The organism is Frateuria sp. GZRR35 (assembly GCF_051900415.1).
GTDB lineage: Bacteria > Pseudomonadota > Gammaproteobacteria > Xanthomonadales > Rhodanobacteraceae > Frateuria_A.
On the sequence record NZ_JBHZGL010000001.1, the window covers coordinates 168,467 to 185,181 of the forward strand.

15 protein-coding genes are annotated in these 16,715 nt (G+C 67.3%); 4 read left to right on the forward strand and 11 right to left on the reverse strand.

The features are described 5' to 3' along the window. The first annotated feature begins 54 nt into the window (after positions 1-54). On the forward strand, positions 55-1,191 hold the full coding sequence (locus tag ACFWZ3_RS00720) for a dipeptidase (RefSeq protein ID WP_439705873.1): 1,137 nt from the start codon (positions 55-57) through the stop codon (positions 1,189-1,191). 202 nt (positions 1,192-1,393) lie between these two features. Here the strand turns inward: ACFWZ3_RS00720 and ACFWZ3_RS00725 are convergent, their stop codons facing one another. From ACFWZ3_RS00725 to ACFWZ3_RS00770, 10 genes are all read right to left on the reverse strand, one after another. Continuing rightward, entirely contained in the window at positions 1,394-1,981 is a 588-nt protein-coding gene (locus ACFWZ3_RS00725; protein WP_439705874.1) for a hypothetical protein, read from the reverse strand. Continuing rightward, on the reverse strand, positions 1,978-3,417 hold the full coding sequence (locus ACFWZ3_RS00730) for a T6SS phospholipase effector Tle1-like catalytic domain-containing protein (protein ID WP_439705875.1): 1,440 nt from the start codon (positions 3,415-3,417) through the stop codon (positions 1,978-1,980). The genes ACFWZ3_RS00725 and ACFWZ3_RS00730 overlap by 4 nt, the downstream gene beginning before the upstream one ends. Before the next feature lie 21 nt (positions 3,418-3,438). Next, entirely contained in the window at positions 3,439-4,017 is a 579-nt protein-coding gene (locus tag ACFWZ3_RS00735) for a hypothetical protein (protein WP_439705876.1), read from the reverse strand. A 228-nt stretch (positions 4,018-4,245) separates the two neighbouring features. Continuing rightward, positions 4,246-4,839 (reverse strand): 1-acyl-sn-glycerol-3-phosphate acyltransferase, encoded by a 594-nt coding sequence (locus ACFWZ3_RS00740; RefSeq protein WP_439705877.1) that lies wholly within the window; start codon positions 4,837-4,839, stop codon positions 4,246-4,248. Beyond that, entirely contained in the window at positions 4,836-5,258 is a 423-nt protein-coding gene (gene arfB / locus ACFWZ3_RS00745; RefSeq protein ID WP_439705878.1) for an alternative ribosome rescue aminoacyl-tRNA hydrolase ArfB, read from the reverse strand. Before arfB ends, ACFWZ3_RS00740 begins: the two co-directional genes overlap by 4 nt. A 127-nt stretch (positions 5,259-5,385) precedes the next feature. Further along, complete coding sequence (locus ACFWZ3_RS00750; RefSeq protein WP_439705879.1) at positions 5,386-6,087, reverse strand: pseudouridine synthase; 702 nt, start codon at positions 6,085-6,087, stop codon at positions 5,386-5,388. A gap of 146 nt (positions 6,088-6,233) precedes the next feature. Then, positions 6,234-7,880 (reverse strand): ubiquinone biosynthesis regulatory protein kinase UbiB, encoded by a 1,647-nt coding sequence (gene ubiB / locus ACFWZ3_RS00755; RefSeq protein WP_439705880.1) that lies wholly within the window; start codon positions 7,878-7,880, stop codon positions 6,234-6,236. After that, positions 7,877-8,524: a ubiquinone biosynthesis accessory factor UbiJ gene (locus ACFWZ3_RS00760; protein WP_439705881.1), complete on the reverse strand. Its 648-nt coding sequence runs from the start codon at positions 8,522-8,524 to the stop codon at positions 7,877-7,879. The genes ubiB and ACFWZ3_RS00760 overlap by 4 nt, the downstream gene beginning before the upstream one ends. 116 nt (positions 8,525-8,640) lie before the next feature. Continuing rightward, a complete protein-coding gene (gene trmL / locus ACFWZ3_RS00765; protein WP_439705882.1) occupies positions 8,641-9,108 on the reverse strand; it encodes a tRNA (uridine(34)/cytosine(34)/5-carboxymethylaminomethyluridine(34)-2'-O)-methyltransferase TrmL in 468 nt (155 codons plus the stop codon). A 61-nt stretch (positions 9,109-9,169) separates the two neighbouring features. After that, positions 9,170-9,376, reverse strand: coding sequence for a hypothetical protein (locus ACFWZ3_RS00770; protein ID WP_209620214.1), 207 nt, complete (start codon positions 9,374-9,376; stop codon positions 9,170-9,172). A 252-nt stretch (positions 9,377-9,628) separates the two neighbouring features. On the opposite strand from ACFWZ3_RS00770, the gene ACFWZ3_RS00775 reads away from it, so the two are divergent. From ACFWZ3_RS00775 to ACFWZ3_RS00785, 3 genes are all read left to right on the forward strand, one after another. After that, positions 9,629-12,490 carry a M16 family metallopeptidase gene (locus tag ACFWZ3_RS00775; RefSeq protein WP_439705883.1) on the forward strand — a complete coding sequence of 954 codons (2,862 nt, stop codon included), beginning with the start codon at positions 9,629-9,631 and terminating at the stop codon, positions 12,488-12,490. A gap of 135 nt (positions 12,491-12,625) precedes the next feature. Continuing rightward, the gene (locus ACFWZ3_RS00780) at positions 12,626-13,030 is read left to right on the forward strand and encodes a DUF4156 domain-containing protein (protein ID WP_439705884.1); all 405 of its coding nucleotides are present in this window, start codon (positions 12,626-12,628) and stop codon (positions 13,028-13,030) included. A gap of 230 nt (positions 13,031-13,260) precedes the next feature. Continuing rightward, positions 13,261-15,495: an NADP-dependent isocitrate dehydrogenase gene (locus ACFWZ3_RS00785; RefSeq protein ID WP_439706199.1), complete on the forward strand. Its 2,235-nt coding sequence runs from the start codon at positions 13,261-13,263 to the stop codon at positions 15,493-15,495. 212 nt (positions 15,496-15,707) lie between these two features. On the opposite strand, the gene ACFWZ3_RS00790 is transcribed toward ACFWZ3_RS00785, so the two are convergent. Continuing rightward, the gene (locus ACFWZ3_RS00790) at positions 15,708-16,661 is read right to left on the reverse strand and encodes an aldo/keto reductase (RefSeq protein ID WP_439705885.1); all 954 of its coding nucleotides are present in this window, start codon (positions 16,659-16,661) and stop codon (positions 15,708-15,710) included. Positions 16,662-16,715 lie beyond the last annotated feature (54 nt).

Consider the following 16,715-nt stretch of genomic DNA (forward strand, 5'->3'; position numbering starts at 1 on the left):
CCTCAGGTCATCCGGCAGTAATTTAACACCGATAAATTAAGGGAGCACGTCATGATGGACCCGTCCGCCTCACGTCGCCGGTTCCTAGGTCTCTCCGGGGCCGGCCTGCTGGCGACGGCGCTTCCGGCCGCGCGTGGCCGTACGCAGGCGCCGCCCGGCTCGCGCGGCAGGGACGCGACCGCGTCCGCCGAGCTCTACCGGCGCACGCTGGTCGTGGATGCCAACACGCTCGCTTCGATCGGTTATCAATGCGCGGATCAGGCGGCGATCCAGGCGTTGCGCGACTCGGGCATCACCGTGCTCAAAAGCACGCTCGGTGGCGCCGCGGGCTCGTTCGAGGAAACCGTCGCCGACATCGGTGCCGCCCAGGCGTTGATCGAACACCACCCTGAGACCTTCCTCAAGGTCCGGCGCCACGACGATCTCGCACGCGCCAAGCGAGAGGGAAAGGTGGGGGTTATCCTCTCCTTCGAGGCCGCCTCGATGCTGGAGGGGCAGCTCGATCGGATTGACCTCTTTCGCCGGTTCGACGTCCTGGTGATGGGACTGACCTACAACACGGCCTCCCCCTTCGGCGAGGGTTGCCTGACCGTCGGCGGTGGCGGCGTCACGCCGCTTGGCCGCCAGGCCATCGCCCGGATGAACGCCGCGGGTATCGCGCTGGATCTCAGCCACGCCAACGCGCCCACGACCGCCGATGGCATCGCGCTCTCGGCCAAACCGGCCGTGATCACGCACGCAGGCTGCCACGCGGTGTACGCGCATCCGCGCAACAAACGCGACCGCGAGATGAGAGCGCTGGCTGAAAGGGGCGGGGTGATGGGCATCTACATGCTGCCATTCCTGACCGACGAACATCGCCAGCCGATGCTCGAGGATTACCTGCGCCACATGCTGCATGCACTGGACGTGTGCGGCGAAGATCACGTGGGAATTGGCACCGATTCGTTGTTCTTCACCGCAACCGACGATGACCTTAAGGCCATGGCGAAACTGGAAGCCCAGCGGATCAGCGCTGGCGTGGCGGCGCCCGGGGAAAACCGACCGCCCTACATCCCCGACCTCAACACGCCCCGCAAGCTAGAGCGGGTCTGCGACGCGTTGGGACGCAAGGGATATGGCGCGCGCGTGGTGGAAAAGGTGCTGGGTCTGAACTTCAGCCGCGTCTTCAACGAGATCTGGCTGGCCTGAGCCGGTAGAACTCATTCCGTATCGCGATGCTTGCCGCGGTAACCGCGAAAAAGGCTGCGGATGTGGACCATGTCCGCATCCGGATCATCGGTCGCGTGCTGCGGCGTGCCCAGGTGAAGGTCTTGGTGGGATAGTCCAGGGAACACCGGCAGGATCATTCGTGATCAACCAGGACAGCGCACTACGTCGCTTGCGAGGCGCATCAGTGGATGCGCCGATACTCGCCGTGCGTGCCGTAATGCGGCGCATCGGTGGCGAGGCGCGCGCACAAGCCGTCGCCGCAGGGTCGAACAGCACCCGAGCGAATGGCCTCCAGCAGGTCCGCGGAGAACTGCGCCCGCTCGATCGCTTGGTGGTTGCGCCAGGCCAGGTAGCCGCTGCCGCCTGCGGCGAGGACGGCGCCTACAAGCAGGGCAAGGCCGCTCCTCCAAAGAACCGACCGCGACAGTCGGCGCATACGGTCCAGTTCCCGTTCCATGGCGCTAGCCGCGCGTGTGGCCGCATCGCAGGCCGATTGCAGTCGCTCGCCGCCTTGGCGCATCCCCGCTGACACGTTCCGTTCGATACCGGCACGGACCTCCTGGCCAACGCTCGCGGCCAGTTCCCGTGCAAGCTGGCCGGCCTGCAGGCCAAGTCCCTGAGCGGTCTCTTTGAGGGTTTGCGTGCCGCGCGCGGTTTCCGCCACCAAATGTTCGGCATGTTCGCCCAGCACATTGGCAAAGGCGCTCAAGCGCAACGCAAGCTGCTGCAGGTCCTCCGCCGCGACACGCTCTTTCGCCTCACCGGTCACGCGCGCATACCCGGACTCTGTGTCGCCTGGATCGACGCCATGGCCGCTTGCGCCGCCTGCACCTGCGTCGCCTGGTCAGCCAGTAGACCTTGTTGCAGCCAGATTTGTCCTTCCGTTGTCTGGGTGAACTGCCGACCGGATTCAAGAACGCCGTGCGCGTTGCGATCGAGGGCCGCATCGCTCATCTGCAGGAACATCTGGTTCCAGTCCACCTTCATCGGCGGTGGCGGCGCCGGCGCGCGTGGCCGGGTTTCGAAAAATGCCGGTAGCGCGGATTCTTCCCGCTCGGGCGGGACCGGAACGAACCGGTGACGAAAGCGCGCGTCGAGCGCCTCGTTCATGGGCTCGGCATCGCGGGTGTTGGCGAACAGACTCTGCAGCTCGTTCACGACCGGATCAGGCGAAATGGGTGCAACCAGCCGGTCGACCGTTGTGCGGTGTCCCAGCGTGGCATCCATGGCCGTGGTGTAGAACCACTGGTGTTGTTCGCTGCGGTGGATGACATTCATTGCCGGTGCGTTCGGGACGGCCTGCTCCTGAAGGAATGGAACGTCGCTGAGGGCGTTGAGATACGCCACCATCATGTTGCCGTTGCGCACGGACAACCCGTTGAGCAGGTAGGACCCGCCGATGTCGCAATGCGCTCCGTTCACCCGCGCGTTGAAGAATCGGCCGTTCGCCGACATGCCCGGGTCGATGATCTGCTTGGAGGCAAACTCGTCACGTCGTTCGTCCAGCGCAGTGATCTGGAAGCCTGAAATCACCGACGGCGGCAGGCGCACGTCCACCTTGTTCATCACGCCAGTGGCGACCGGATCGAACAGACCCACGACCTGGGGTGTCTGTCCCGGCGGGACCAGTGGTGGGCGGGTGGGCGTGAGGCTGATGATCCGCCCTTCGTCGTCGCGTTCGATGATCATGTCCGCGGGATCCTGGATACCGCGTTCCTCGACCATGCGTGCAAACATCGCGGCAGTGACGGCGCCGCGGCTGAAACCGATCGAAGCCAGACTGATGACCGCGTCCGGATCTTCGGCTCGCCAAGCCCTGGCCTGGTTGATGAAGAGCAAATACATCTCTTCGAGGCGCGGCCCGTAACTGTAGCCGACCGCTCCATCCAGATTCTTTTCGAAGTCCCCGATCTGGGTCCCTACGCCCGGGACGTACCCGGCGCGAATGTTAGTGTTCTTTGCCTCGTTGACCTGATCGTAGATGCGCGCCACGTTGGTGGCGTGTGCGGGGTCCTGGTATTTGTCGTTGCCGGTTCCATCGAAGTCCGCCATGTAAAGCCTGGAATGCGGGCTATCCGTGCCGACCAGCAAAGGTGCGCCGAAGCGCGAGAGCTGCTGGCGTCGCAATGCGTACCCTTCCAGGGCTTCCTTGCCAGCCTGGCGCACCTCGACGCCATCTGGCCAACGAGACGGGTCATTGGACATGTGTCCTTCCTTGGTCGCGGATCAATACGTCTTGCTGTACGCAAGTATCAAATCGTTCCGCATGTCGCTATAGGGGTTCTCGGGGTTCTGGAGAACCGTGGTGAAAACCATGGCGCGCATGTAGACGTTGATCGTCCTGTCATTCACTTCGAGAATGATTTCCGGACTTATGGTTGCCTTGAGTACGGGCGGCAGCTGGTCCCGGGGTACTTTGTGCAGTACCACCTGTTCCTTGAAAATCGAGGCGATGTCGACATCGGCCTCGTGGCGTTGCCCGTCCTTCGATTGCCATGTCACATGGGCCGGACGCGGAAAATTGCGTATGCCGATCCACCCGGCGTACATGCTGTCCGGATATTTGGTACCCCAAGACGCCGACGAAACCTGCTTGACGTCGTCCGGGTCATGACTGTCGTAGCGGCCGTTGTACAAAACCCTGCAGCCGTAGGTGTCGAAGCAATACGAACCGAAGCTGTGCTCATCGAACGGGATCGGCTTGCTCGTATCGATGTGGACGATGTGATGTTCGTCCAGCGGAATGTGTGCCGGAATGACGCCCGATGGCGAGGGCGGGCGCGACGGGGCGGGCGCCTGGCTCATCGGCGAGCATCCTGCGAGGAGGAGGGCCAGTGCGCACAGGCGCGCGTTGGCGGGCGACGGCCTGCGGCCGACGGAAGAGATGGGACCTTGGGTCATGTCCGTTTGACGCAGTCGGGTGTGCCGGCGACGTTATCACGCGGCAACGGGCCGGACGGCGGCACGGGTAGAACCCTGCCGTAGGCTCTGACTGATGGGGCGCGTAGGGCTTTGCCCCACGCCCACGCCTGCCTACTCGGTATTGCGGTGCTTGCCGCGGTAGCCGCGGAACAGGCTGCGGATGTGCGCCATGTCGGCGTCCGGATCATCGCTGGCGTGTTGCAGTGTGCCCAGGGTGAAAGTCCGGGTCGGGTAGTCCAGGCATACCGGCAGGATCGGCACATCGGCCTCGCGGGCGATGCGCAGGAAGCCGCTCTTCCAGTGCGTGACGTGCTTGCGCGTGCCTTCGGGGGTGATGCCCAGCCACATGCGCGGGTGGTCGGCGAAGCGGCGCACCATCTGGCCCACCACGTTGAGCGCGGCCTTGCGGTTGATGCCGATCATGCCCAGCGGCCGCAGGATCAATCCGAGCGGGCTGTCCAGCACCTCGCGCTTGATCATCACCTTGATGTCCGCGCCCAATGCGACCTTCATCATCAGCCCCCACACGCCGTCCCAATAGGAGGAGTGCGGTGCGCCGATGATGATCAGTTTCGGCACGTCCGGCAGTTCGCCGAGCAGGCGCCACCCGGAAAGACGCAGCAGTCCGCGCATCAGCCAGGGCCAGAAGCGGTTGTCGATCCGCGGTGCCTGTGGCGGCAGCGGCGGCAGGATGGGCTCGCTCACTCACCGCTCCAGTCGCGCGAGCGGCCCTGCTTGAGCTTGCCCCGCTGCTGCTTGCCGGCCAGGCGGCGCTCCTTCGAGGCGCGCGTGGGGCGGGTCGCCACGCGCTTCTTCGGCGCGACCAGGGCGCCGCGCACGATCTCGGCCAGCCGATCGCGCGCGTCGTCGCGGTTGCGCGCCTGCTCGCGGAACCGACGTGCCTGGATCACCAGCACGCCCTCTTCGGTCATGCGCCGGTCGCGCCGCGACAGCAGGCGTGCGCGCACCGGTTCGGGCAGCGAGGGCGAGGTCGCCACGTCGAAACGCAGCTCCACCGCGCTCTCGGTGCGGTTGACGTGTTGCCCGCCGGGACCGTCCGCGCGCAGGAAGCGTTCGGTCAGTTCGGTGTCGGGGAGGGCGAGGGTGCGGCTGATCTGCAGCATGGCGCCAATGTTAAGGCAAGCCGATGAATAAAAAGGCCCCCGGTTCCTTTGTAGGAGCCCACTTGTGGGCGATGCTCTTGGGCCCGCGGACGATCAGCGCGCAGGAGCATCGCCCACAAGTGGGCTCCTACAAGGACGGGAGGGGCCAGGCGAAGCGGGCGAGCAGTGCTGCGAAGGCGGGATCAAGGGGCGCGCTCAGGGTCATCGGCTGCCCGTCCAGCGGATGGGTGAACTGTAGCCGCCAGGCGTGCAGCAGCATGCGGTGGCAGCTGAAGTACTGCTTGTACAGGCGGTTGTGATCGCTGCGGCCATGCTGGCAATCGCCGATCACTGGGTGGTGGATGTGTGCCATGTGTTTGCGGATCTGGCGGAAGCGGCCGGTCTCCGGCTCGGCGAGCACCAGTGCGTAGCGCTGTTGTGGATAACGGCCGAGCGCGATCGGCACCTCGACCGTGGCCATGCGCCGGTAGCGCGTGCGCGCCTCGCGCCGCGGGCCGGTCTCACGCGAGCCGGGCAGCGGATAGTCGACCAGGCCCTCGTCCGGTTCGGGCCAGCCGCGCACCACCGCCAGGTACTGCTTGTGCACTTGGCGGCCCATGAACTGCTCGCCCAGTGCCGCGGCCACGGCGGCCGAGCGGGCGACCAGCAGCACGCCGCTGGTGGCACGGTCGAGGCGGTGGGCGAGGAACAGCTCGCCACCGATCTGTTCGCGGAGCAGGTCGATCAGGAAGGCGTCGGCGGGGCCGATCAGCTTCGAACGGTGCACGGGCAGGCCCGCGGGCTTGTTGACCGCGAGCAGGGCGTCGTCCAGGTAGAGGATCTCGAGCATGGTTTCTCTAGGAGCTCACCAACTTCATTGAACCCTTGTAGGAGCGCACCCTGTGCGTGACCCCACGGGGCTGGCCGCCGCGCGGTCGCGCACAGGTGCGCTCCTACAGGGCGCTGCGGCGATCCGGGACTTGCTGCAGCTTCGGCTCAGCGGCGGGCGCTGGTCAGGAAGGCGAGCAGGGCGGCGGCAAGGCAGCCCAGCGCTACCCAGTCCGAGCCGATCGGTCCGCCGGCGATCCACAGCAGGGTGGCGCAGCCGAGCAGCGCCGTGCCGAACAGGCCGCCGAGCAGCGCGCGCCGCCGTCGCAGGGCGAGTTCCGCGTGCAGCGCCAGCTCCACCGGGTCAGCCAGTCGCCGCTGCTCGCCGCTGGCCGTCTGGCGCAGTGCATCGCGCACCAGCTCGGGCAGCTGCGGCGCCGCGTGCAGCCACTCGGGCAGCCGCTGGCGCACCGCGCGCAAGGTACGCCGGGCGCTGTAGCGCTCGCGCAGGATGCGCTTGAGTACCGGGTGGGCCACCGCCCAGATGTCGATGTCCGGATCGAGCATGCGCCCGACCCCCTCGATGTTGAGCAGCGTCTTCTGCAGCAGGATCAGTTGCGGCTGCAGGGTCAGCTCGAAGCGCCGTGCGGTCTGGAACAGCTTGACCACCACCTCGGCCAAGGAGATCTGCGACAGCGGGCGGGTGAAGTACGGCTCGCACACGGTGCGGATGGCCGCTTCCAGTTCGTCCAGCCGCACCGTCGAGGGCATCCAGCCGGCGGCAACGTGGAGCTGGGCGATGCGTGCGTAATCGCGCTCGAACAGGGCAATGAAGTTCTGCGCCAGCCAGTACTGGTCGGCCTCGGGCAGCGACCCCATGATGCCGAAGTCCAGCGCCACGAAGCGCGGTTCCTGTCGTCGCTGCAGGTCCACCCAGATGTTTCCCGGGTGCGCGTCGGCATGGAAGAAGTTGTCGCGGAACACCTGCTCGTAGAACACCCGCACGCCCTTGGCGGCGAGGGCCTTGCGGTCGATGCCGGCCGCGTCGATGGCGACGATATCGTCCGCGCTCACGCCGTGCACGCGCTCGAGCGTGAGCACTCGCTCCGAAGTGAAGTCCCAGTGGACGGCCGGCACGTACAGGTCCACGCCGCTCTCGAAGTTGCGCTTGAGCAGGCTGGCGCTGGCGCCTTCGCGCTGCAGGTCCAGCTCGTTCTCGAGCATTTTTTCCACTTCGGCGACGACATCGAGCGGGCGGATCTTGTCGGCGTTGGGATGCCAGCGCTGCGCCAGCTCACCCAGCGAACGCATCAGTGCGATGTCGCGAGCGATCTTCTGCGCGATGCCGGGACGCAACACCTTCACCACCACGGCGCTGCCGTCGTGCAGGGTGGCGGCGTGGACCTGGGCAATCGAAGCGGAAGCCAGCGGCGTTTCGTCGAACTGGGCGTATAGCCGTCCGATCCGCGCCTTCAGCTCGTTCTCCACGATGGCGCGCGCTTCGCCGCCGGGGAACGGCGGCACCTGGTCCTGCAGCTGCGCCAGTTCGTCGGCGATGTCCGCAGGGATGAGGTCGCGCCGGGTCGACAGCACCTGGCCGGCCTTCACGAAGATCGGTCCCAGCTCGGTCAGCGCCATGCGCAACCGCGCGCCGCGCGGCAGTTCGCGGGCGCCGGGGCGCGAGCGGGCCAGCAGCGGTCGCAGCAGCTTGAGCGGGCGGTACAGGTGCGCGGCGTCAACCAGGTCATCCAGGCGCCAGGCGAGCAGCACCGAGGCCACCCGCAGCACGCCCGGCACCACCTTCAGCGGCGTCATGCGCGCGGCCCCATGCGCTGGCGCAGGCGCACCAGGCGGGCCTCCAGCCGTTCGCTGCGCTCGCGCAGCGCATCCACGCCGTCGAGGAAATCGTCCACCTCGCCCATTGCCGGAGTGAGCCGGGCTTCGTCGCGCAACCAGTCGGCCCCGTCCTCGCCCAGGTGCTGCGCACTTTCGCGTGCATGGCGCAGGCCCTTGGCGATCGCCTGCGCAAGCGGCACGCCGAGTACGTCGCCGAAGCTGCGCGCGAAGGCTTCCTCGAAATCCGGCTGGAACGTGCTGGCGAGCTTTTCCAGGCGGCGCGCGAGGTCGGCGTCGCCGGCGATCTCGACCTTGCCCGGGGACACGCCCTCGTCGCCGCGACGCAGCGCCATCGCCAGTAGGCTGCCGGGGCTGGCCGCCACGCGCAGTTGGCTGGTGTCCTGCGGCGGTCCCACTTTCAGATGTTCGCCTTCCACCGTCACGCTGAGCGCCAGCTCCGGACCGCGCAGATGCAGCTGGATGCTGCGGCCGGCGAGCGCCGCCAGCTTCTGCTGCGTGTCCGGATCGAGCGACAGCGTGTGATTGAGCGCGGTTTCCAGCGCGCGGCCGGCGAGCTTGCGCAACGGCTGCGGGAGCCAGGCGTTTGGGGTGGGGGCATTCATCCGGCGATTGTAGCGGCCACCAGCGCCACCCCGGCTCCCCCCTTGCAAGCGCCCGCTTGCGGGTGGTGCCTTGGCCTTGACGCCACCGGATCTGAGCATCGCCCGCAAGCGGGCTCCTACAGCAGCGCGCCCGCAAACCCCAGCTGGCGCCAGGCCTCGTAGACGGCCACGGCCACGCTGTTGGACAGGTTGAGGCTGCGGCTGTCCGGTCGCATCGGCAGGCGCAGGCGTTGCTCGGGCGGGATGGCGTCCAGCACCTCGGCCGGCAGGCCGGCGGTCTCGCAGCCGAACAGCAGGGCGTCGCCTTCCATATAGCGGGCATCCACGTGGGCGACGCGGCCGCGGGTGGAGAAGGCGAACACGCGCGGCTGGCCCAGCGCCGCCAGGCAGGCGGCAAGATCGTCATGCACCGCCACGCGGGCGTACTCGTGGTAGTCCAGGCCCGCGCGGCGCAGCCGGGCGTCGTCCAGTTCGAAGCCGAGCGGGCGGATCAGGTGCAGCGAGGCGCCGGTGTTGGCGCACAGGCGGATGGCGTTGCCGGTGTTCGGCGGGATTTCGGGGCGGAAGAGAATGACATGCAGCATCCGGCCATTATCCGCTGCGCGGGCCGTCGATGGCGCCGGCAGGGGCAGGCTCGCGCGTCGATCAGCTTTCCTGCCGCGGGCAGACCACGCCGTCCGGCGGCAGCATGCAGGCACCAGGCACGGCCAGCATCACACCGAGCTGGGCGCCATCGCCGCTGCCGGCCAACTGCACCGGCCCGGGCGTGAACACCATCGAGGCCATGATGCATCCGCATACCAGCAGGCAGGCGGCGAACAGGCTGCGCAGCAAATAGGTTTCAAGTTTCATGGCTTCGGTTCCTTGGGCAGGGGTGGGGTCCTGTAGCCAGTGTGGCAAGCCCCGTGCCAGCCATGCAGTGGCAGCAAACCCCTTGATCTACTGACGTTTGTCAGATCGGCCGCCGTGCGCGTGGGTTGTCCGCGGACACTGTGCGGTCCGCGGGCGGACACCGTCCGGACAGCGCGCTCATTCGGGGCGCTTGTGCTCGCTTGTCCCGGACCGATAGCCTCGGGCTTCTTTCGTGAGACAGGAGGTTGCACCGTGGCAAAGCGTTTCCCACCCAAGACCGCGCTGGCGCTGATCGCCGCCAGCCTGCTCGCCGCACCGGCCCTGACGCCGGTGGCGCAGGCCGCCGATGCGCCGGCGGCGCAGGCCTCGAAGATCCCCGAGCTGAAGTACGAACGCTTCACCCTGCCCAACGGCCTGACCGTCGTGGTGCACGAGGATCACAAGGCGCCGGTGGTGGCGGTGAGCGTGTGGTACCACGTGGGCTCCTCCTATGAACCGAAGGGCAAGACCGGCTTCGCGCACCTGTTCGAGCACCTGATGTTCCAGGGCTCGGAGAACCACAAGGACGAATACTTCAAGCCGTTCGAGCTGGCCGGCGCCACCGACCAGAACGGCACCACCTGGCTGGACCGCACCAACTACTTCGAAACCGTCCCGACCACTGCGTTGGACATGGCGCTGTGGATGGAGTCCGACCGCATGGGCCACCTGCTCGGCGCGATCGGCCAGAAGGAGCTGGACGAGCAGCGCGGCGTGGTGCAGAACGAGAAGCGCCAGGGCGAGAACCAGCCCTATGGCCGCGTCAGCGAGCTGATCCAGGCCGAAGCCTTCCCGGCCAACCATCCTTACCACCACGACACGATCGGTTCGATGGCCGATCTGAACGCCGCGTCGCTGGCCGACGTCAAGCAGTGGTTCAAGGATTACTACGGCGCCGCCAACACGGTGGCGGTGCTGGCCGGCGACATCACGCCGGCGCAGGCGAAGCAGAAGATGCTCAAGTATTTCGGTGACATCGGTTCGGGGCCCGCCGTGCCGCGCCCGCAGGTGTGGATCACGCCACGCGACAAGTCGACCCGCGGCACGATGACCGACAACGTGGCGCAGACGCGCATTTACCGCGAGTGGAACGTGCCCTCGCGCAACGACCAGGAACTCAACCAGCTGCAGCTGGCGGCGGCGGTGCTCGGCGGCGGCAAGACCTCGCGCCTGTACCAGCGCCTGGTCTACCAGGACAAGCTCGCCGACGACGTCTCGGTCGACATCGAGCAGCACGTGCTGGCCAGCCTGTTCGAGCTGCAGGTGGACGTGAAGAAAGGTGCCGACCCGGCCAGGGTCGAGGCCGCGGTGGCCGACGAGTGGGCGAAGTTCCTCAAGGACGGTCCCACCGCCGACGAACTCGAGCGCGTCAAGACCGGCATCCGCGCCTCTTTCGTGCGCGGCCTGGAACGGGTCAACACGCAGGCGATGATCCTCGCCGAGGGCCAGCTCTACCAGCAGGACCCGAGCGCGTACCAGAAGGACTTCGCGACGCTGATGGCGGCCACCCCGGCCAGCGTCAGGGCCTCGGCCAACCAGTGGATCGCCAAGGGCGACTACACCGTCACCGTCACGCCGGGCAAGGTCGAAGAAACCGATTTCGCCACCTACGGCGGCCGCCCCGCGCTGCCAGGCAAACCCGAACCCGAGCTCGCCGCCAAGGGCGACTTCCACACCACGCCCAGCCCGGTCGACCGCAGCAAGGGCGTGCCGGACGTGACCGAGTTCCCGGGCCTCACCTTCCCGACCCTGCAGCACGGCAAGCTCGCCAACGGCATCGAAGTCACCCTGGCCGAGCGCCACGAGGTGCCGGCGGTGCAGGTGCAGATGCTGTTCGACGCCGGCTACGCCGCCGACCAGGGCCGCAAGCTGGGTACCTCCAGCTTCACCATGGCGATGCTCGACGAAGGCACCAAAGCGCTGGATTCGATCGAGATCGCCAAGCGCGAACAGCGCCTGGGCGCGGTCATCGGCAGCGGCTGCAGCCTGGATTTCTGCAATACCTCGCTCAATGCGCTGAACGACAAGCTCGAGCCCTCGCTCACGCTGTTCGCCGACATCGTGCGCAACCCGGCCTTCCGCACCGATGACGTCAACCGCCTGCGCGGCCAGTGGCTGGCACGCATCGCGCAGGAAAAGAGCCAGCCGATCGGCATCGCGCTGCGCACGCTGCCGCCGCTGCTGTACGGGCAGGGCCATGCCTATGCGATCCCGTTCACCGGGTCGGGCACCGCCGAGTCGATCACCGCGCTCGACGTCAACGACATGCGCCGCTTCATGGGTGATTTCATCCGCCCGGACAACGTGCAGATCCTGGTCGCCGGCGACACCACGCTGGACAAGATCATCCCGCAGCTGGACAAGGTGTTCGGCGACTGGAAGCCGGGCGCAGGCAAGCTGCCGGCCAAGAACGTGGCCCAGGTGGCGGCGCCCGAATCCTCGCGCGTGTACCTGATCGACCGCCCCGGCGCGCAGCAGAGCCTGATCCTGGCCGGCAGCCTGGCGCCCTCGACCAAGGTCGACAACAACCTGGCGATCGAGACCATGAACGGGGCCTTCGGCGGCACCTTCACCTCGCGCCTGAACATGAACCTGCGCGAGGACAAGCATTGGGCCTACGGCGCCTACAGCTTCATGCCCGATGCCCTGGGTCAGCGCCCGTTCCTGATGTACGCGCCGGTGCAGACCGACAAGACCGCGCCTTCCGCCGAGCAGATCCTGGCCGAAGCCCGCGGCGTGATTGGCAAGCACCCGCTGACCGCGAAGGAAATCGCCAAGATCAAGGAAGGCGACGTGCGCAGCCTGCCTGGCGAGTACCAGACCACCTCGTCGGTGATGGGTGCGCTCGGGGACATCGCCCAGTACGACCGACCCGACAACTGGATCCAGACCGAGAAGGCGCGCATCCAGGCGCTGAAGGACCCGCAGGTGCAGGCGGCAGCGGACGAGGTGATCCATCCGGATCACCTGACCTGGGTGATCGTGGGCGACCTCAAGAAGATCGAGGCGCCGGTGCGTGCGTTGAACCTGGGCAAGGTGCAGGTGCTCGACGCCGACGGCAAGCCTGTGAAGTGACTGGCACTCCCCCGGCGCGGCCGGGGGAGAGGGTCGGGGGGAGGGGGCGTCCGGGCTTCCTCTCCCCTTCAGCCGACCCCTGTGCCGCCACGGTACGATGGGTCCTTTCCTGATCGCCCGTTCGGAGTTCCACCCATGCGCAAGACCCTGCTGCTGCTTGCTCCCGTCCTGCTCCTCGGCGCCTGCACCTGGGGCATCACCCTCAACGATGCGGGCAAGCAGGTACGTACGGCCTGGAACAGCGACGTCTCGCAGTGCCGCGACCTGGGCAAGGTCACCGTGTCGGTGATGGAGCGCGTCGGCCCGGTCGACCGCAACGACATCAAGGTGCGCGACGAACTGGAAGTAATGGCTCGCAACGAGGCCGCCAAGATGGGCGCCGACACGGTCAAGCCGCTGGGCGAGCCGGTCGATGGCGAGCAGGCCTGGGGCGCCTACCAGTGCGGCAACGCGCGTGCATCTTCGGCCACCCGCCCGGCAGCCCAGCCGGCACCGGCCTCCAGCGGCGGCCTGCAGACCTATCCGATCAGCGGCGGCTGAGCGCGCTCTTCGTTGCTTGTGCGCCTCGGTGACGAACCGGGGCGCTTCGCTGCGTCCGCCGTTCGTGCCCATGTACCGACCCGCGTGCGCCGGCCCTCCGTGCGCCCGCGTATGCGTCTGCGATAGCCAGGGCGGGCCATTCGGGCGAAAATGGCCGTCTTTTCCTCGCGGCGCGGCTGCCTCCAGCTCGCGCTTCCCCGCACGCCTTTGCACGAGAGGTCATGCAGACGATGTCCGAAGCTCCGAAGATTCTCTACACGCTGACCGACGAAGCGCCGTTCCTGGCCACCCAGTCGCTGCTCCCGATCGTGAAGGCCTTTGCGCATACCGCGGGCATCGACGTGGAGACGCGCGACATCTCGCTGGCCGGGCGCATCCTCTCGCAGTTCCCTGAGCATCTGAAGGAAGACCAGCGCATCGCCGACGACCTGGCCGAGCTCGGCCAGCTCGCCACCACGCCGGATGCCAACATCATCAAGCTGCCCAACATCAGCGCCTCGGTGCCGCAGCTCAAGAGCGCGATCAAGGAACTTCAGGCCCAGGGCTACGCGCTGCCGGATTACCCCGACGAGGTCCACGGCGACGTCGAGCAGTACAACATCAAGGCGCGCTACGACAAGGTCAAAGGCAGCGCGGTCAACCCGGTGCTGCGCGAGGGCAACTCCGACCGCCGCGCACCGGCCTCGGTGAAGAACTACGCGCGCAAGCATCCGCACAAGATGGGCAAGTGGAGCGCCGACTCGAAGACCCGCGTGGCGCACATGGACGCCGGCGACTTCTATGGTTCGGAGCAGTCCGCCACGATGGACAAGGCCGGCAGCCTCAAGATCGAGCTGGTCGGCAAGGACGGCAGCACCACGGTGCTCAAGGAAAAGGTCGCCGTGCAGGCCGGTGAAGTGGTCGACGCGGCGGTGATGAGCCGCGCCGCGCTGGCGCGCTTCGTCGACACGGCGATTGCCGAGGCCAAGGCGGCCGGCACGCTGTTCTCGCTGCACCTGAAGGCCACCATGATGAAGGTCTCCGACCCGATCATGTTCGGCGTGGTGGTGCGCGAGTTCTACAAGGATGTGCTCGCCAGGCACGCGGCCGAGCTCAAGCAGATCGGCTTCGACGCCAACAACGGCATCGGCGATCTCTATGCGCGCCTCTCGCAGTTGCCGCAGGACAAGCAGGCGGCGATCAAGGCCGACATCGAGGCCGAATACGCCAAGCGCCCGGCGCTGGCGATGGTCAATTCGGACAAGGGCATCACCAACCTGCACGTGCCCTCCGACGTCATCGTTGACGCCTCGATGCCGGCGATGATCCGCGATTCGGGCAAGATGTGGAACGCCAAGGGCGAGCTTCAGGACACCCTGGCGCTGATCCCGGACCGCAGCTACGCCGGCATCTACCAGGCGGTGGTCGAGGACTGCAAGGCACACGGCGCGTTCGATCCGGCCACCATGGGTTCGGTACCCAATGTCGGCCTGATGGCGCAGAAGGCCGAGGAATACGGTTCGCACGACAAGACCTTCGAGATCGCCGCCGACGGCACCGTGCGCGTGAGCGACCAGGACGGCCGCAGCGTGTTCGAGCACAAGGTCCAGGCGGGCGACATCTGGCGCATGTGCGAAACCCGCGACGCGCCGATCCAGGACTGGGTCAAGCTCGCCGTCACCCGCGCGCGCCTTTCCGGCACCCCGGCGGTGTTCTGGCTGGATCCCGAGCGCGCGCACGATGCGCAGCTGATCGCCAAGGTCGAGCGTTACCTGAAGGACCACGACACCCGTGGCCTGGAGATCCGCATCCTGTCGCCGGTCGAGGCGATGCGCTTCTCGCTGGAGCGCATCCGCAAGGGCCAGGACACCATCTCGGTGACCGGCAACGTGCTGCGCGACTACCTCACCGACCTGTTTCCGATCATGGAACTGGGCACCAGCGCCAAGATGCTCTCGATCGTGCCGCTGATGGCCGGCGGCGGGCTGTTCGAGACCGGCGCGGGCGGTTCGGCGCCCAAGCACGTGCAGCAGTTCGTCGAGGAGGACTACCTGCGCTGGGACTCGCTGGGCGAGTTCCTGGCGCTGGCCGCGTCCTTCGAGCACCTGGCCGAGCGCTATGGCAACAAGCGCGCCGCCGTGCTGGCCAAGGCGCTGGACGAGGCCAACGGCAGGATCCTGGACAACAACAAATCGCCCGCGCGCAAGGTCGGTGAACTGGACAATCGCGGCAGCCACTTCTATCTGGCGCTGTATTGGGCGCAAGCGCTGGCCGAGCAGGACGAAGACGCGGGCCTGAAGGCCACCTTCGCACCGCTGGCCAACGCGCTGGCCGACAACGAGTCGACCATCGTCGCCGAGTTGAACGGCGTCCAGGGCAAGCGTGTCGACATCGGCGGCTACTACCATCCGGACCTCGCCCGCACCCGTGCGGCGATGCGGCCAAGCAAGACCTTCAACGACGCGCTGGCCACGCTGAAGGGCTGAACGGAAAGGGGCGCCTCGGCGCCCCTTTTTCCTGAACGCCGACACGGACGGCGCACCATGCGCACGACGGCTGTTGCTGCCCGGGACGTTCGCCACGGCAGCCATCGGCCGGCAGGCGATGCCCGTGCCCGCCGCCTCGGTCGCCACCCTGGCACCGGTGCCGGTCCGCGGCGAACAGCCTGGTTCCCGCGAACGCCTGCCGCCGGTCCGCGTCAGGCCGGCTTGGCGCTGGCCTGGTCGAGCAACGTGATTTCATCCGGCGCCAGCGCGAGTTTCACCGCATCCAACAGCTCATGGAGTTGCTCCACGCTGGTCGCGCTGGCGATCGGCGCGGTGAGGCCCGGGCGGGCGATCAGCCAGGCGAGCGCGATCTGCGCGGGCGTGGCCTGGTGGTTGGCGGCCACGCGGTCGAGCGCGTCGAGGATGTTCAGTCCGCGCGCATCCAGGTACTTGCGCACGCCTGCGCCGCGCGCGCGGCTCTTGGCCAGGTCCGCCTCGCTGCGGTACTTGCCGGTCAGGAAGCCGCTGGCCAGCGCGTAGTAGCTGATCACGCCGACCTGCTCGCGCCGGATCAGCGGTTCCAGCTCGCGCTCGTAGCCGGTGCGGCGCAGCAGGTTGTATTCCGGCTGCAGCGACTCGTAGCGTGGCAGACCGTGTTCGGCCGACGCCCTCAGCGCCTCGGCGAAGCGGTCGGCGGTGTAGTTGGAGGCGCCGATCGCGCGCACCTTGCCCTGCTCGATCAGCCGTCCAAACGCTCCCAGCGTATCGGCCAGCGGAACCGAGGCGTCATCCTCGTGCGCCTGGTACAGATCGATGCAGTCGACCTGCAGACGCTTGAGCGACCCATCCACCGCCTGCTGGATGTTGACCGGCGACAGGCCGGGCTGTTCGGCCCACTTGGCCACCTTGGTCGCGATCAGCACCTTGTCGCGCTTGCCGCTCGCCTTCAGCCAACGGCCGATGATGGTTTCGGATTCGCCGCCGCGATTGCCCGGCACCCAGGCCGGATAGACGTCCGCCGTGTCGACCAGGTTGAAGCCGGCGTCGACGAAGGCGTCCAGCAACCCGAAGGAGCGTTTCTCGTCCGCGCTCCATCCGAAGACGTTGCCGCCAAAGACGAGCGGGGCGATGGCAAGCGGCGAGCGGCCGAGTGGGCGCAGTTGCATAGGTTTCCTCCAGGCATGGAATCCTAGGGAAATGGAGCGCGCTTGCGATGGAAT

Coding starts and splice junctions, on each gene's coding strand:
- ACFWZ3_RS00750 (WP_439705879.1), bottom strand. CDS start 6,087: ATGCTCGAGATCCTCTACCTGGACGACGCCCTGCTCGCGGTCAACAAG.
- arfB (WP_439705878.1), bottom strand. CDS start 5,258: ATGCTGCAGATCAGCCGCACCCTCGCCCTCCCCGACACCGAACTGACC.
- ACFWZ3_RS00770 (WP_209620214.1), bottom strand. CDS start 9,376: ATGAAACTTGAAACCTATTTGCTGCGCAGCCTGTTCGCCGCCTGCCTG.
- trmL (WP_439705882.1), bottom strand. CDS start 9,108: ATGCTGCATGTCATTCTCTTCCGCCCCGAAATCCCGCCGAACACCGGC.
- ubiB (WP_439705880.1), bottom strand. CDS start 7,880: ATGACGCCGCTGAAGGTGGTGCCGGGCGTGCTGCGGGTGGCCTCGGTG.
- ACFWZ3_RS00720 (WP_439705873.1), top strand. CDS start 55: ATGGACCCGTCCGCCTCACGTCGCCGGTTCCTAGGTCTCTCCGGGGCC.
- ACFWZ3_RS00735 (WP_439705876.1), bottom strand. CDS start 4,017: ATGAGCCAGGCGCCCGCCCCGTCGCGCCCGCCCTCGCCATCGGGCGTC.
- ACFWZ3_RS00785 (WP_439706199.1), top strand. CDS start 13,261: ATGTCCGAAGCTCCGAAGATTCTCTACACGCTGACCGACGAAGCGCCG.
- ACFWZ3_RS00760 (WP_439705881.1), bottom strand. CDS start 8,524: ATGAATGCCCCCACCCCAAACGCCTGGCTCCCGCAGCCGTTGCGCAAG.
- ACFWZ3_RS00790 (WP_439705885.1), bottom strand. CDS start 16,661: ATGCAACTGCGCCCACTCGGCCGCTCGCCGCTTGCCATCGCCCCGCTC.
- ACFWZ3_RS00780 (WP_439705884.1), top strand. CDS start 12,626: ATGCGCAAGACCCTGCTGCTGCTTGCTCCCGTCCTGCTCCTCGGCGCC.
- ACFWZ3_RS00730 (WP_439705875.1), bottom strand. CDS start 3,417: ATGTCCAATGACCCGTCTCGTTGGCCAGATGGCGTCGAGGTGCGCCAG.